Below are 14,944 nucleotides of genomic sequence, written 5' to 3'. Positions count from 1 at the left end.
TATGATTAAGTCTGAAAAAGAGTATAATGCTATTATAGTAAGGATTGAAGAATTGCTTTCTAATCCTGATAATATAGAAAACACAGATTCCAAAAATTATATAGAATTGAACTTACTCTCTGATATGGTGGCTGAAGATGAAGAGAAGTACATTCCTATACAGACACCTACATTATCAGAGGCAATTAGACTTCGCATGCAGGAACGGGGATTAACCCAAAAATCCCTGTCAGAATATCTTGGTGTAAGCACCTCTAGAATCAGTGAGTATTTGAATGGGAAAAGTGAGCCTACACTTAAAATCGCCAGAGAAATCAGCAGAAAATTCGATATCGAAGCTTCTGTTGTATTGGGAGTATAAGTTTTTTAGTTTCACGCAGAGACTTTAAGCAAAGTTTGTGAGATTCATTTTTAATGTAAAATTTTGATCACTTTGAATACCAAGCGAGGAAATGGTATAATGAAAAAAAGCCGACTCCTCTCGAAGTCAGCTTTTTTAGTATTTCTAAATTTTAAATCTAAGATCTTAAATCTAAAATATCATTTACCCAATAGACACTCTCTTGAATGCCGCTACCGTCATTCCTTTGCTTACACTATCAAGGTACTGAGAGATAGTTTGGCTGCTGTCTTTCACAAACTGCTGGCTCAACAAAGTATTTTCTTTGTAGAACTTGTTCAATTTACCCAAAGCGATTTTCTCAAGCATTTCTTCAGGCTTACCTTCTTGTCTTGCTTGGTCTTTACCTACTTCGATTTCTCTTTCTACTGTAGTAGAATCTACGCCGTCTTTGTCAACAGCCACTGGATTCATCGCTGCGATTTGCATTGCTACGTCTTTTCCTGCTTCCTCTACATCTGCACCGCTAGTATTGGTCAAAGCAACCAATACACCCAATTTACCATTGGAGTGGATGTAAGGAACTACAGCTTCACCAGTAACGATTTCATAATGAGAAATTTCGATTTTCTCACCAATTTTACCAGTCATCTCGATGATTTTTTCAGCAGTAGTGATGCTTTCGTATGGCAATGCCAAGATTTGATCTACTGAAGTTGCGTTGTTTTTGGTAGCAAGGTCAAGAAGCGTGTTTGCAAAAGCAGAAAACTCTTCATTCTTAGCTACGAAATCAGTTTCACAAGTCAATGAAAGTAAAGTTCCGGTAGTTCCATCAGCACTTACGTGTGTTACGATAGTACCTTCTTTAGTTTCTCTATCAGCTCTGGAAGCAGATACTTTTTGACCTTTTTTTCTAAGGATATCAATTGCTTTTTCAAAATCTCCTTCAGCTTCGGTAAGGGCTTTCTTACAGTCCATCATACCAGCTCCGGTCATTTGTCTCAATTTATTTACTTCTTGTGCAGTAATAGCCATTTTTTAGTCAATTTATTAGATTAAACTTTATTCTATTTCAGGAAAACAAGAATGGTTTTGACACTTTGGTCAGAAACCTTCGAGGTTTTATGTGAGTTTGTTTTTTGCCAAATTTATTGGAGGTAAAAACCTCAAAGGTTAGGCAAAAACAAAAAATTGAACATAGGGGTAAACCTGATGTTCAATTTTTTAAGTTATATTTCAAAGTAGTGGATTACTCTTTAGTCTCAGCGTCCACAGCTTTTTTTGCTTCCTCCTCTTCAGTGAGTTTAGCATCTTCCTTATCTTTCTTTCTTTCAGAAAGTCCTTCTTCGATAGCTGCGCCAAACGCTTTTACGAGCAAAGAGATTGATTTGAATGCATCATCATTGGATGGGATAGGGAAATCTACCTCGTTCGGGTTAGAGTTCGTATCTACCAATGCGAAAACAGGGATACCAAGCTTCTGTGCTTCGGCTATAGCGATGTGCTCTCTTTTGATGTCCACAATAAACAAAGCTGCAGGAAGTCTAGTAAGGTCAGCGATACCGCCTAATACACTTTCCAACTTTTCTCTTTGTCTTGTGATCATCAGACGTTCTTTCTTCGCCAGATTCTTGTAAGCTTCTTCTTTCATCAACTTGTCGATGGAAGACATCTTCTTCAAAGATTTTCTGATTGTCGCGAAGTTAGTCAACATACCACCTAACCATCTTTCGGTTACGTAAGGCATGTTTAGTCTTCTAGCCTCATCAGCTACTAAGTCTTTCGCTTGCTTTTTGGTAGCTACGAACATGACTTTTTTGCCTGAGCGTACGATCTGCTTGATTGCGTTGGATGCTTCGTCTAGGCAAACAAGCGTTTTGTTAAGGTCGATGATATGGATTCCGTTCTTCTCCATGAAGATATACGGAGCCATTCTCGGATCCCACTTTCTAGTTAAGTGTCCAAAATGAACACCAGCATCCAGTAAGTCTTTATATTCTATTTGTGCCATTAATAAATAATATAGTTTCGATATAAAATGTAAAGAATCTTCCGATTAACGTTTCGAGAACTGGAATTTTCTTCTTGCTTTTCTACGTCCCGGCTTCTTACGTTCAACCATTCTGGAATCACGTGTCAAGAAACCTTCTTTTTTCAATGCGCCTCTGTGCTCTTCATTGATTTCGCATAATGCTCTGGCGATAGCCATTCTTGCTGCTTCTGCTTGACCTTTGATTCCACCACCGTCAACATTGATTTTGATGTCGTAAGTGCTATCTTCCCCTACTAAGGCAAGAGGCTGCTTCACTACGATCTGATGCAAATCAAATGGAAAGTAAGTTTCGATCGTTCTGTTGTTTACAGAGATCTCGCCTTTTCCTGGTTTCATGTAGATTCTAGCAACAGATGTCTTTCTTCTACCGATTGTGTTGATAATTTCCATAGACTGCTTTGATTAGAATTTGTGTTCTTTTGGTTGTTGTGCAGCATGAGGATGTTCTGGTCCTTCATACACGAATAAGTTTCTGTACAACTGTCTTCCAAGTCTGTTTTTAGGAAGCATACCTCTTACTGCTTTCTCTACCAAGATTGGTGCAGACTTCTGCATCAACAACTTTGGCGTAGAGATACGCTGACCTCCAGGGTATCCAGTGTGACGAACATATACTTTATCGTTCCACTTTTTACCAGTTAACCTAACCTTGTCTGCGTTGATGACAATTACGTTGTCTCCGCAATCTACGTGAGGGGTATAAGAAGGCTTATGCTTACCTCTCAAGATTTTCGCTACCTCACTTGCGAATCTACCTAATACTGCAGCCTGGGCATCCACTACGATCCAGTTCTTTTCTACAGTTGCGGCATTCGCTGATATGGTTTTATAGCTTAATGTATCCACTGTGTAAATGTTTAATTATTAGCTTGTTAAATATATTTCACCCTCAAAAAGGGACACAAAGATAGAAGTAATTTCTTTTTAATGCAAAAGAAAAAACATTATTACCCACATTTTCATGGCTTTACCCCTATTTTGTCAAAAGTCTATTGCCTTTTTCCAAAACATTGGCGTCAGCTTGCGATATCCAACTTCATCAATTCGCCTTACCTGTTTTTCTCCAATTGCTTGACAAGCACTTCAAAATCTTTAGGATAAGGAGCTACTACTTCAATGCTTTCACCTTTTACTCCAATGAAATTCAAAGCATAAGCATGAAGTGAAACCCGCTGCATGATGGGCAGTTCTTCTGTGTTTTTTTTGAGGTTGAATCGTCTTTTTAGTTCAGAAAGGTAAAGTGGCTTTCCTCCGTAAGTTTCATCTCCGCAGATTGGAGACTTCAAATAAGCCAAGTGAACCCTGATTTGATGAAGTCTTCCTGTGACCGGCCTGCATTCTATTAACGAATGCTTGTAATAGGTCTTTGCGGTGTTGACATAAGTTTGAGCCGGCTTACCTTCTTTGCTGACTTTGGCGATTCCTTTATTATTGGCGAGTAGATTCTTATCCACCAATACGTCTTTGTATTCGTGGATCCCTTCTACTACTGCATGGTAGATTTTATCTACTTTTCTGTCTTCAAACTGGATGGCGATATTTCGGTAGGCTGCAGGATGCTTGGCGATAGCTAAACAACCCGAAGTCTCCTTGTCCAGACGATGACACACCTGGGCATCAGGGGTGTATCCTTTGGCCAAGTCCAGAATGTTCTGGGCCTCATGTCGGTCATCCAATGTCGATAAATATGGAAGCTTATTGATCACGAGGTAATCCTCATTTTCGAACAGAATAAGATCTTTAAAATCAATTTTCTTCATGCAGCTTCTTTTCCCAATAAGGGCGCAAAAGTATGGAAATAAATCAAGTAGAGGAAATTTTTATAGAAGAATATTTTGGAGGAGCTTAAAAAAACTCCGTAGGAGTGACCGACATTTTGACCATGGGTTTAAACCCATGGTAAAAGATGGTAGCTGATGAGTTGAGTGCCGTAGGTACGACCGATCTTATAGATTTATCGACTATCGTCCATCCCTACGGGACTTTTATGGTAGATTGTTGTTTTTTTCTGTAGGCTAAAGCCTACGGTTAATATCTCGTCCGTGCCGATGGCACTTTAGGTTTTGGTGAACTTATTCTATCTGGACTAGAAGCTATAATGCAAAAGATTAAGTCTATTCATCAAGGAGTAAAACTCCGTAGGAGTGACCGATATCCTAACCATGGGTTTCAACCCATGGTAGAAGATGACAGCGCAGGTGTTGAGTGCTGTAGGCACGACCGATATCTATTTTAGCTAGAAACTCACAAACCACCCTTTTATGATTTTAAAGGGTTTGTTGATTTTGAATGGATAACATTTCCTCTTTTGTTTTACCTTTGAGATTAGAATATTACAAAAATGAATAAGCATTCAATCAATAAAACACTTCGCACTGTCAATGTCATGCGCTATGTCATGCCTCTTCGAGAAGGTGGTTCATTGCCTGCTTTGGCGGATGCAGATGATGGGTTTAGTTATGTCTTAAAGTTCAAAGGTGCTGGACAACGAGAAAAAGCGCTGATTGCAGAACTACTGGGAGGTGAAATTGCCAGACTCCTTGGTCTTAAAGTTCCTGAATTGGTGTTTGCTAACTTGGATGAAGCATTTGGCAGATCGGAAGGTGATGAAGAAATCCAAGATTTGCTTAAGGGAAGTCAGGGCTTGAATCTAGCGTTGCATTTTTTATCCAAAGCTTTGACTTTTGACCCGGGAGCAACACAAGTAGATCCTCTTTTGGCATCTAAGATTGTTTGGTTGGATGCTTATATTACAAATGTGGATCGTACCTTCAGAAATACAAATATGCTAATTTGGAACAGAGAACTGTGGTTGATTGATCATGGAGCTTCTTTTTTGTTCCATCATTCTTGGGACAACTGGCAAAAACATGCAGAAAGCCCATTTTCTTCTATCAAAACACATGTTTTGTTGCCGCAAGCGAAAATGCTACGCGAAGTGGATACTGACTTTAAAAAAATACTGACACGAGAATCCATTAGGACTATTGTAGATTTAATACCTGCTGAATGGATATTGGCTTCTAGGGATGTAGAAGATGCTGAGGATGGAAAAGCTATTTATGAACAGTTTTTGTTAAGGCGATTGGAGTTTTCTGGGACATTTATAAAGGAAGCAGAAGATGCAAGGTAAATACTTATATGAATATGCCGTCCTTAGAATTGTACCAAGGGTAGAACGGGAGGAATTTATCAATGTGGGAGTATTGGTATCCTGCAAAAAGGAAGGGTTTTTGAAAGCTAAGATTTCTATGGATGTCAACAAAGTGAAAGCACTAGACCCTGATGCTGATATAGCACTTTTTGACAAATATTTAGAGTCATTGAATCAAATCTGTATTGGGAATGATAATGGAAGTCCAATTGCTTTGCAAGACGCCACTTCTAGATTTAGATGGCTTACTGCCAACAGAAGTTCTATGATCCAGACTTCCCAACCACATGGAGGTTTCTCCGAAGATTTGGAGGCGACTTTGGAAGAATTGTTCTGTTTGTTTGTATCATAATTGACTTTCTTCTTGAGGAAATCCCATTAAATAAGGCACAGAGTTTTAAAAAAAGAATTTATTCTTCTTCTTTTTTCTTCTCTTTTTCTGCTGGCAATGAAAAACTAAAAATAGACCCTTTGCCTACAGTACTGCTCACAGAGATCTTACTTTTATGAGCTTCAAGTATGTGTTTGACGATTGCCAGTCCTAGTCCGGTCCCGCCTTTTTCCCGTGACCTGCTTTTTTCTACCCTGTAGAATCTTTCAAAAATCCGCTTCAAGTCTTCTGGCGGAATTCCTTTGCCATTGTCTTTGACTTCTACTACCTGTTGGTTTTTATTAGAAGTTAGTCTGACTTCTACCTCTCCACCATCGTGGTTGTACTTGATAGCATTGGATATAAGATTTTGACTAACACGGAATATTTTATCTCTATCGGCAGTAGTAAAAAATGTTTTATCCTTGTCATAGTAGAACCTGATCAATACATCTCTCTTTTCTGCTTTTTGTTCTAATTCGTCGATCACCTCTAGCAATACGTCTTTCAGATCAAACTTTTCAAAATGGAATTTGATGACGCCACTTTCCATTTGATTGAGCGTGAGAAGGTCTTGGACAAGCTTGTCTAGGGAATTCAGACTTTTTGCTGCTCTTTTGAGAAATTTGTAGCGAACCTCTTCATCATCCACTGCCCCATCAAGTAATGTATGCACAAACCCTTGCGCCGCAAAAATCGGGGTTTTCAACTCATGCGAAATATCTGCAATAAATTCCCTTCTGAATTCTGCATTTTTTTGCAAGGTTTCTATTTCCTTGTTTTTGGCAAGTGCATAAGAATTGATCGTTTTGTTGATTTTTCGCAATGGTGAGATGGATGTTTTATGTGATTTTTCAGAGATATTTAGAACGTCCTTTTTTTGGATTTTCTCAAGCATCGCATAGATGTTACTGATTTCCTTGAAAATCAGAAATTCCAAAGTCACATTCATCAAAATATAAGAGACTGAAAATGAAATACCACCTGCCACCAACAAGAGGGTAGGTGTCGCATCATCCATCAAAAATAAAAAAGCCACAGTCAAGGCCGAAATGGCAATAGCCAAAATTATTGAAATCCCCCTTGATGTGGTAAACATGCGATAATTTTAATTCAGTTCGAATTTATACCCTACTCCTTTTACAGTAGTGATGTAATCGTCACCGATTTTTTCCCTTACTTTTCTGATATGCACATCCACTGTCCTCGCAAGAACAAAGACATCCACTCCCCAGATATTTTGTAAGAGCTCGTCTCTACTAAATACCATATTAGGGTTTTTCGCTAGGAAATACAATAATTCAAACTCTTTTTTGGGAAGAATAATCGTTTTTCCGCTTTTATCAATAGTATAACTTGTTCTGTCTATTGTAAGATCCTTTATTTTTATTTGCGTAAGCTCTTGTTCTTTTTTGGATTCTCTTCTGAATAGGGCTGCAATCCTACTCATCAAAGCTCTTGGCTTGATAGGTTTGGTGATATAATCATCGGCACCTACATCAAAAGCTGCGACTTCAGAATATTCTTCAGACCTTGCAGTCAAAAAAATGATAAAAGTGTTTTTCAATTCTGGAATTTCCCTGATCTGCCGACATGTCTCTACTCCATCTTGGTGAGGCATCATGATGTCGAGTAGAATAACATCCGGCTGGAATTTGGCTGCTATTTTGACACCTTTCACCCCGTCTTCGGCTGTAGCCACTTCATAGCCTTCTTTTTGGAGATTGTAAGAAAGGATTTCAATGATGTCTGGCTCGTCATCTACTACTAGAACTCGTACTTTCTGTTTTTCACTCATGGGTAACAGCAGGTTTATTAATCTATTTTCGATACGAATTTATAAAAAGACATAAGATAAATTCGCTTTTTATATTTCAGTCAACCAAAAAACAACACAAAGTTTTTTTTAACCTCTTGTTTGTTAAGTTTACGTTAACATAAGATAAATTAATTATTACGTAATCCCTCTGCTTTTACTATGTCCATATTGAGTGCTCCGACCATCAGTTTAGCTTTGATTTTGACTGGTATTTTGTTCTGATCGTCAGATACCCATACTGTAACAGGACGTTTACCCCTAAAAAGTTTATTTGAAGGCATTATTGGTGTGAGTTTGAAGGTTTCGTGTTCTCCAACTTCAGTTGAAATCTTTTCTTTTCCTTCGTATATTAATTTTAGGTTATATATTTCTTTATCAAAGAATCCTGAGATCGAAATCACATCTCCCTTTTTGTATTTTTTCAAATCCATAGTCCTCAATAGATAAAACCCACTGACTATATCTTGTACATTGCTGGGAATGTTATAGTCTTTGGTATTTACAATTTTATCATCTTCTCTATCATATAGATGAACTAAGGCTTTCCCTTTTTTATGATCAAAAGTCACACGTTCATTCTTTCTATAATTTCCTTCTTCTATAAATCGGTATGATTGAAGAGGGATGATCTTGGCGGTATCCAAATAACTGCCCCAAGTGTCATTGACCTTGAAAAGTTTGAACAAACCCAAGGTACTTCCTGTTACATCAATCTTGTAAACAGGCCTTTCATTGATCTTGGTGATATAGGGGTTGATTTTCATCTTCGCTTCAGCTGCATCAAAAAAACCATAGGTAACCTTAAACGTTAGCTCTTCACCGCCTTTGAAAGCACTGTTCTTCTGTTGCGCATATCCAGTATGGATAGAAGCAAAGCAAAAAATTGCGACAATTACTGACTTTAGTAGCTGATTTTTCATTAACTTATGGTTTCGGAACACATCTTTTCAAATCTTATTCCAATATTTACGGAATGAATAAAATAAGTAGATCTTAGACACATTGGTTTCATACGAATACAACGTTGTAGTGTTTAGATATTTGATTCTCCAAGTATCAATCATTAATTTCACAAAATCAAATTAGGAAATAGTTAATATAAAAATATGAGCGCAAATACAGAAAAACTCAAAGCCCTTCAACTGACCATTGACAAGTTGGAAAAGACCTACGGTAAAGGTACCGTCATGAAACTTAGTGATAATAAGGTGCAGGATATTCCTGCAATCTCCACTGGTTCATTAGGTCTTGACATGGCATTGGGAATAGGTGGAATACCAAGAGGTAGAGTCACAGAGATATATGGACCAGAATCTTCGGGTAAGACGACTTTGACGATGCACTGCATTGCGGAAGCACAAAAAGCTGGTGGTTTGGCTGCTTTTATTGATGCTGAGCATGCTTTTGACAAAGCTTATGCAGAAAAATTGGGTATTGACACCGAAAATTTACTAATCTCCCAGCCTGATAATGGCGAGCAGGCACTAGAAATAGCTGAGCATTTGATCCGATCAGGGGCGATAGATATCATTGTGATTGACTCAGTAGCAGCTTTGGTTCCAAAGGGGGAGCTTGAAGGCGATATGGGTGATAGTAAAATGGGGCTTCAAGCAAGATTGATGTCTCAGGCACTTAGAAAACTTACAGGAGCGATCAATAAGACTGGTTGTGCTTGCGTATTTATCAATCAGCTAAGAGATAAGATAGGAGTGATGTTTGGTAGCCCAGAGACTACTACAGGTGGAAATGCGTTGAAGTTTTATGCGTCTGTGCGATTGGATATCAGAAGAATTGGTCAGATCAAGGAAAGTGCAGACAATATCCTTGGAAACAGGACCAAGGTAAAGGTTGTCAAAAATAAAGTGGCGCCACCTTTCAAAGTAGTGGAATTCGATATCATGTATGGTCAAGGGATTTCCAAAGTCGGAGAAATCATCGATTTGGGAGTGGAATTCGAAATTATCAAAAAGGCAGGATCTTGGTTCTCTTATGATGGCAACAAACTCGGTCAAGGAAGAGATTCGGTAAAATCATTGCTTTTGGACAATCCTGAACTGATGGAAGAGCTTGAGAAAAAGATCAAAGACAAAGCAGGCCTCAATGGCGAAGCTTTGAAAATCGAAGTAACTGAAGAATAGCATCGAGGAAATTCAGGATGCGATAGAAACAAAAAAACCCGAAGGAAGTCAATTGACTTCCTTCGGGTTTTTTATTGATTTAAATAAATTTCGATTATGTAGATCTAATGGCTTCCACTGGATCAAGTCTAGCAGCTAGAACTGCAGGAACAATCCCTGAAACAATCCCTATCAAGGAAGATACACCGAGACCGAGAATGATATTTTTAAATGAGAGTGTCAAGACCAGAGACCCGAGTGGGATAAACGTGATTAGATAAACTAAAATAATACCCGTCACTCCCCCAATCAAACTCAAAAACATAGCTTCGAAAAGGAATTGGTATAGAATGAAATAATTTTTTGCACCAAGGGATTTTTGGATACCGATGATGTTGGTCCTTTCTTTGACAGAAACAAACATGATATTTGCGATTCCAAATCCACCAACTAGAATCGAAAAACCTCCTATAACCCAACCTGCACCACTAATAACATCAAATATAGATCCGATGGTATTCATGATAAATTCAGATTTATTAAGTGAAAAGTTGTCTTCTTGGGTGGGCTTCAATCCTCTTCTGGCTCTCAAAAGACCCGTAACTTCATTTTCAAGCGCAATCAAACCAGTATCATCATCTTTACCTTTCATGGCGATACTTGGCCCCATGCCATACCTTCCGACATTATATATTTTGGAAAAAGCTCCATATGGGATCATACATGCTTCATCCTTGGATGGGATGTCAAACAACCCTTCACCTTCTTCTTCAAAAATACCGATTACAAAGAATTTTTGACCTCGAATCTTCATTTCTTTACCTACTGGTTCTTGATTAGGAAAAAGTGTATTCGCTATTTTCGCACCGATAATTGCCACGTTTCTAGCACCTGTAATTTCCAATTCTGTAAAAAATCTACCCGAACCAAGAGGTACATCATATACATCTTTATATGTTGAAACTACACCTTTTAAATTTGTCCCACTAAAACTATTGCTCCCGAACTGAACAGTTGTATTTGCATCAGCGAAAATTGTAGTAGCGTCAGCATTTCTCAAATTGTCTCTTAGGAAAGTATATTCAATGAAGGAATTGTTCGGTCTTCTGAAGTATTTCCACCAGGGATAATCCTCGCCACCACCAGAAAAACTGAATTTATCAATTGACATCACATTGTTTCCCAAGAAGCTTAGGCTTGACTTGATGTTTTTTTCCAAAGAGTCTACCAAAGTGAAAACAGCTATGATGGAAAAAATCCCCACCGTTACTCCAAGAAGGGACAAAATGGTACGAGTGAGATTTGATCGAAGAGCCTGGGAAGCGAATCTCAAGCTCTCCCAAATAAGTTTGATTACTTTCACTGTTTTTTCTTGCAGGTTAAAACTATTTGACAATATAGGTAGATTTCGTGATTTTTCTTATTATCTTTGCACTTTTTACAAAGTATCGTAAAATTAACCTAAAGCATACTACATTCATTCCATATGAAGTTATCCGATTTTAAATTTGAAGTTCCAAAAAAGCTCATTTCCTTATATCCAGCCGATAATAGAGACGAATCTCGTCTGATGGTTGTCCACAGAAAAACAGGTGAAATAGAACACAGACTGTTCAAAGACATCACTGAGTATTTTGGCGAAGGAGATGTATTTGTGATGAATAATACGAAAGTATTTCCCGCAAGACTGTACGGAAATAAAGAAAAAACAGGAGCTAAAATTGAAGTTTTCCTTCTCAGGGAATTGAACCAAGAATTGCGTCTTTGGGATGTACTGGTAGATCCGGCAAGAAAAATTCGTGTAGGGAATAAGCTTTATTTTGGAGATAGCGATTTGGTAGCCGAAGTGATCGATAATACTACTTCTAGAGGTAGGACCATCAGATTCCTTTTTGATGGAACAGACGAAGAATTCTATAAGACTATAGATACTTTGGGTGAAACTCCGATTTTGAAAGAGTTTATTGATAGAAAAGTAGAGCCGGAAGATAGAGAAAGATATCAGACGATATTTGCCGAGCATGTAGGCGCTGTAGCTGCTCCGACCGCAGGTTTGCATTTCACTCCTCATTTGTTGAGAAGATTGGAGCTTAAGGGCGTTGAAGTATCTCCGATTACGCTACACGTAGGTCTTGGGACATTCCGTCAAGTGGATGTCGAAGATTTGACCAAACATAAAATGGATTCCGAGAATTATGACATTCCTCAGAAAACAGTTGATCTGGTAAATGATTCATTGGATAATAAAAGAAAGGTAGTAGCTGTTGGAACGACCACCTTGAAGACTATTGAGTCATCAGTGACTGCTAACAACAGACTGAAAGTAAGCAGTGGATGGACTGATAAGTTCATCATTCCTCCCTATGATTTCAAGATAGCCAATGCTTTGATTACAAATTTCCATTTACCGGAATCTACATTGTTAATGACTGCTTCGGCATTTGGAGGATATGATTTGATCATGAAGGCTTACAAAGAAGCCATAAAAGAAAAATATCGCTTCTTCTCTTATGGAGATGCAATGTTAATCTTATAATAACAGAAAGGCTCCTTGTGAGCCTTTTTTTATTTTTATTTATTCCCCACCTTTGGGCATTCGTAATTTATGTCTAAGAAATCAACCAATGAAAAAGTTTGCCATCATTGTAGCTGGAGGTAGTGGAACAAGAATGGGAGCACCCATGCCCAAACAATATTTAGAGATTGGTGGAAAGCCGATATTGATGCATACATTAGAGCGGTTCTTTTTAGCTGATCCGGACTCAGAGTTGATTCTAGTTATTCCGAAAAATGATTTTTTGCTTTGGGAACAACTTTGCCAAAGACATGATTTTCAGATTGACCATAGGCTTGTAGGAGGAGGAAACAGTAGATTTCAGTCCGTTAAAAATGGTTTGGGTTCAATCAAGGAAGAAGATGGGCTAGTCGCAATTCATGATGGCGTCAGGCCTTTTGTCGAGGTGGATGTGATTCTCAATAGCTATGAAGAAGCTGCAAGAAGAGGAAGTGCTGTAGCCGTTGTAGCTTTGAAAGATTCAATCAGGAAATTAACTGACGATGGCAAATCTGTCTATCAGGAAAGGCAATATTTCAGATTGGTACAAACCCCTCAGACTTTTCAACTGAAAAAAATCATGAAAGCATTTGATGTCTCAGAACTTCATACTTTTACTGATGATGCGACTGTCTATGAGCATCAAGGTTGGCAGGTGACTTTGATTGCAGGGAATCTTGAAAACATCAAAATCACCACTCCCGAGGATATGAGGTATGCTGAGTATTTGCTGAACAAGTAATTTGAGAGATTTATGATCACATTATTTCCTTTTTGGTAAAAAGTATCACTTTACGGGATTAGTTAAAAATTTTATCTATTTATTCACCTGTAATCTTGATCAACTAGTCAAATGCCATCAAATAAGAATTCGAAACAAACTCTTCAGGACATGACACTTTTCTCTCGTTCCATATTTGCTTCGCCTTACTCTTTTGTGTTATATCACACGCCTCATGTCTTGTTTCGTCCCGAAAATACTTGACACTTTTTTTATTGATTTCTCTTTATTTCCGCTAGCCATTCAATTGCCTCCTGATAAGGATGCGGAACAGGCTTTTCAGGTCAAACATATAATTGAATTCTTTTTAGATATCGGGTCATGACCCGATGCTTGCATCATAAGCCCTTTCAAGGCATGTCTCGGTTCTTGCCTCTCGTTTCACCCTCTTGTTCAAATCTTGTGTCTTCTTCTCCCCTCTCACTTCTTGAATCTTTATTGTCCCCTGCTACATTTTCTTTATCTTTATTTTTAATTGACAGTTACAGATCATCCACAATTCCTTTTTATGAAATTTGAAACAATCGCAATCCACGCAGGGACTAAAATCACAGACACACACAGACCTGCTGTGCAACCAATCACACTAGCTACTACATTTGAGCATCATGAAGATTCTGTAATCTATTCAAGAGCATCCAACCCAAACAGGAATGCGCTTGAAAACGTGTTGGCAAAATTGGAACACGGAGAAGTAGCTGCTGCATTCTCATCAGGAAATGCAGCGGGAATGTCTGTTTTTCAAGCATTGGCACCTGGTTCTCACATAGTTGCTCCTGACGACATGTATCATGGTTTGAGACAACAATTACTTGGGATCTTCGGAGGGATATTGAAGGTGGATTTTGTTGACATGACTAATCCTGAGAATGTAAAAAATGCAATCCAAGAGAAAACGAAACTTGTCTGGATAGAAACGCCCTCTAACCCACTCTTAAAAATCTCGGATATCAAATCTATTTGCAAAATAGCCAAGGCAAAAAACATCACAGTTGTTTGTGACAACACATTTGCAACCCCTGCTTTTCAAAACCCAATTTTACTGGGAGCGGACATCGTCATGCACAGCACTACAAAGTACCTTGGAGGTCACAGTGATATCATGGGTGGAGCACTAATTGGAAAAACACAAAATGAATTTTGGGATAAAATCAGGAATGTTCAGATTTCAGGTGGTGCTATCCCCTCCCCTTTTGACTGCTATATGCTAACAAGAAGTATCAAAACACTTCCTTACAGAATGAAAGGACACGCAGAACATGCAGGGATTATTGCCAGTTATCTTCAAAACCATCCTAGTATCGAAAAAGTATATTACCCTGGATTGAAAGGACATGAAGGGCATGATATTGCAGCAAACCAAATGTCTGGATTTGGAGGGATGCTATCATTTTTGGTGAAGGGTGGAGCACAGAAAGCAGATGAGGTAATTTCAAAACTTCGCTATTTCACCAATGCTACAAGCCTGGGAGGAGTAGAAAGTCTGATCGAAAGAAGAGCTGCATCAGAAGGCCCAGATACTAAAACTCCCCAAAACCTTATTCGTGTTTCCGTTGGACTAGAGCATTTGGATGACTTGTTGGATGATCTGAACCAAGCATTGTAAATACAAAAAGGCTGTCTTGAAAGTATAATCGACAAAACAAAACGTCCACAACTTCAAATCCAAACGTCCTTTGAAATTTATCACATAAAAATAATTTAAAGGTGATTTAAAACAGCATTAAACTGCCATTTGGGTTACTCAAATCATAAT

General features: G+C 38.3%; 16 protein-coding genes. 7 read left to right on the top strand and 9 right to left on the bottom strand.

What is annotated here, in order from left to right:
• Window position 1: 1 nt before the first annotated feature.
• A complete protein-coding gene (locus MM236_RS17585; RefSeq protein WP_241276305.1) occupies window positions 2–361 on the top strand; it encodes a helix-turn-helix domain-containing protein in 360 nt (119 codons plus the stop codon).
• A 183-nt stretch (window positions 362–544) separates the two neighbouring features.
• Here the strand turns inward: MM236_RS17585 and tsf are convergent, their stop codons facing one another.
• The 5 genes from tsf to MM236_RS17560 form a co-directional block, all read right to left on the bottom strand.
• Complete coding sequence (tsf, locus tag MM236_RS17580; RefSeq protein ID WP_241276304.1) at window positions 545–1,375, bottom strand: translation elongation factor Ts; 831 nt, start codon at window positions 1,373–1,375, stop codon at window positions 545–547.
• A 214-nt stretch (window positions 1,376–1,589) separates the two neighbouring features.
• Complete coding sequence (rpsB, locus tag MM236_RS17575) at window positions 1,590–2,351, bottom strand: 30S ribosomal protein S2 (protein ID WP_241276303.1); 762 nt, start codon at window positions 2,349–2,351, stop codon at window positions 1,590–1,592.
• Between the two features lie 45 nt (window positions 2,352–2,396).
• Entirely contained in the window at window positions 2,397–2,783 is a 387-nt protein-coding gene (gene rpsI, locus MM236_RS17570) for a 30S ribosomal protein S9 (protein ID WP_241276302.1), read from the bottom strand.
• 12 nt (window positions 2,784–2,795) lie between these two features.
• The gene (rplM, locus tag MM236_RS17565; RefSeq protein WP_241276301.1) at window positions 2,796–3,239 is read right to left on the bottom strand and encodes a 50S ribosomal protein L13; all 444 of its coding nucleotides are present in this window, start codon (window positions 3,237–3,239) and stop codon (window positions 2,796–2,798) included.
• A gap of 203 nt (window positions 3,240–3,442) precedes the next feature.
• On the bottom strand, window positions 3,443–4,153 hold the full coding sequence (locus MM236_RS17560) for an RluA family pseudouridine synthase (protein ID WP_241276300.1): 711 nt from the start codon (window positions 4,151–4,153) through the stop codon (window positions 3,443–3,445).
• Window positions 4,154–4,734: 581 nt separating this feature from the next.
• Here MM236_RS17560 and MM236_RS17555 point away from each other — a divergent pair.
• Both MM236_RS17555 and MM236_RS17550 read left to right on the top strand, forming a co-directional pair.
• Window positions 4,735–5,526 carry a HipA family kinase gene (locus MM236_RS17555; RefSeq protein WP_241276299.1) on the top strand — a complete coding sequence of 264 codons (792 nt, stop codon included), beginning with the start codon at window positions 4,735–4,737 and terminating at the stop codon, window positions 5,524–5,526.
• Complete coding sequence (locus MM236_RS17550; protein WP_241276298.1) at window positions 5,516–5,899, top strand: DUF3037 domain-containing protein; 384 nt, start codon at window positions 5,516–5,518, stop codon at window positions 5,897–5,899. The genes MM236_RS17555 and MM236_RS17550 overlap by 11 nt, the downstream gene beginning before the upstream one ends.
• A 58-nt stretch (window positions 5,900–5,957) precedes the next feature.
• Here the strand turns inward: MM236_RS17550 and MM236_RS17545 are convergent, their stop codons facing one another.
• From MM236_RS17545 to MM236_RS17535, 3 genes are all read right to left on the bottom strand, one after another.
• On the bottom strand, window positions 5,958–7,016 hold the full coding sequence (locus MM236_RS17545; RefSeq protein WP_241276297.1) for a sensor histidine kinase: 1,059 nt from the start codon (window positions 7,014–7,016) through the stop codon (window positions 5,958–5,960).
• A 9-nt stretch (window positions 7,017–7,025) separates the two neighbouring features.
• Complete coding sequence (locus tag MM236_RS17540; protein ID WP_241276296.1) at window positions 7,026–7,715, bottom strand: response regulator transcription factor; 690 nt, start codon at window positions 7,713–7,715, stop codon at window positions 7,026–7,028.
• A gap of 149 nt (window positions 7,716–7,864) precedes the next feature.
• Window positions 7,865–8,656, bottom strand: coding sequence for a DUF3108 domain-containing protein (locus MM236_RS17535; protein ID WP_241276295.1), 792 nt, complete (start codon window positions 8,654–8,656; stop codon window positions 7,865–7,867).
• A 186-nt stretch (window positions 8,657–8,842) separates the two neighbouring features.
• Between MM236_RS17535 and recA the strand changes: the two genes are divergently transcribed.
• Window positions 8,843–9,874: a recombinase RecA gene (gene recA / locus MM236_RS17530; protein WP_241276294.1), complete on the top strand. Its 1,032-nt coding sequence runs from the start codon at window positions 8,843–8,845 to the stop codon at window positions 9,872–9,874.
• Between the two features lie 94 nt (window positions 9,875–9,968).
• Here the strand turns inward: recA and MM236_RS17525 are convergent, their stop codons facing one another.
• Window positions 9,969–11,216, bottom strand: a complete 1,248-nt coding sequence (locus tag MM236_RS17525; RefSeq protein WP_241276293.1) for an ABC transporter permease — start codon at window positions 11,214–11,216, stop codon at window positions 9,969–9,971.
• A gap of 123 nt (window positions 11,217–11,339) precedes the next feature.
• Between MM236_RS17525 and queA the strand changes: the two genes are divergently transcribed.
• The 3 genes from queA to MM236_RS17510 all read left to right on the top strand — a co-directional run bounded on the left by queA (window position 11,340) and on the right by MM236_RS17510 (window position 14,794).
• Complete coding sequence (gene queA, locus MM236_RS17520) at window positions 11,340–12,389, top strand: tRNA preQ1(34) S-adenosylmethionine ribosyltransferase-isomerase QueA (RefSeq protein ID WP_241276292.1); 1,050 nt, start codon at window positions 11,340–11,342, stop codon at window positions 12,387–12,389.
• An 88-nt stretch (window positions 12,390–12,477) separates the two neighbouring features.
• A complete protein-coding gene (locus MM236_RS17515) occupies window positions 12,478–13,149 on the top strand; it encodes a 2-C-methyl-D-erythritol 4-phosphate cytidylyltransferase (RefSeq protein WP_241276291.1) in 672 nt (223 codons plus the stop codon).
• A 547-nt stretch (window positions 13,150–13,696) separates the two neighbouring features.
• Entirely contained in the window at window positions 13,697–14,794 is a 1,098-nt protein-coding gene (locus MM236_RS17510) for a trans-sulfuration enzyme family protein (protein WP_241276290.1), read from the top strand.
• Window positions 14,795–14,944: the final 150 nt, after the last annotated feature.

Origin of the sequence: Belliella calami (assembly GCF_022549695.1) — a bacterium.
Lineage (GTDB): Bacteria > Bacteroidota > Bacteroidia > Cytophagales > Cyclobacteriaceae > Belliella > Belliella calami.
This window is presented reverse-complemented; position numbering and strand designations above follow the sequence as displayed.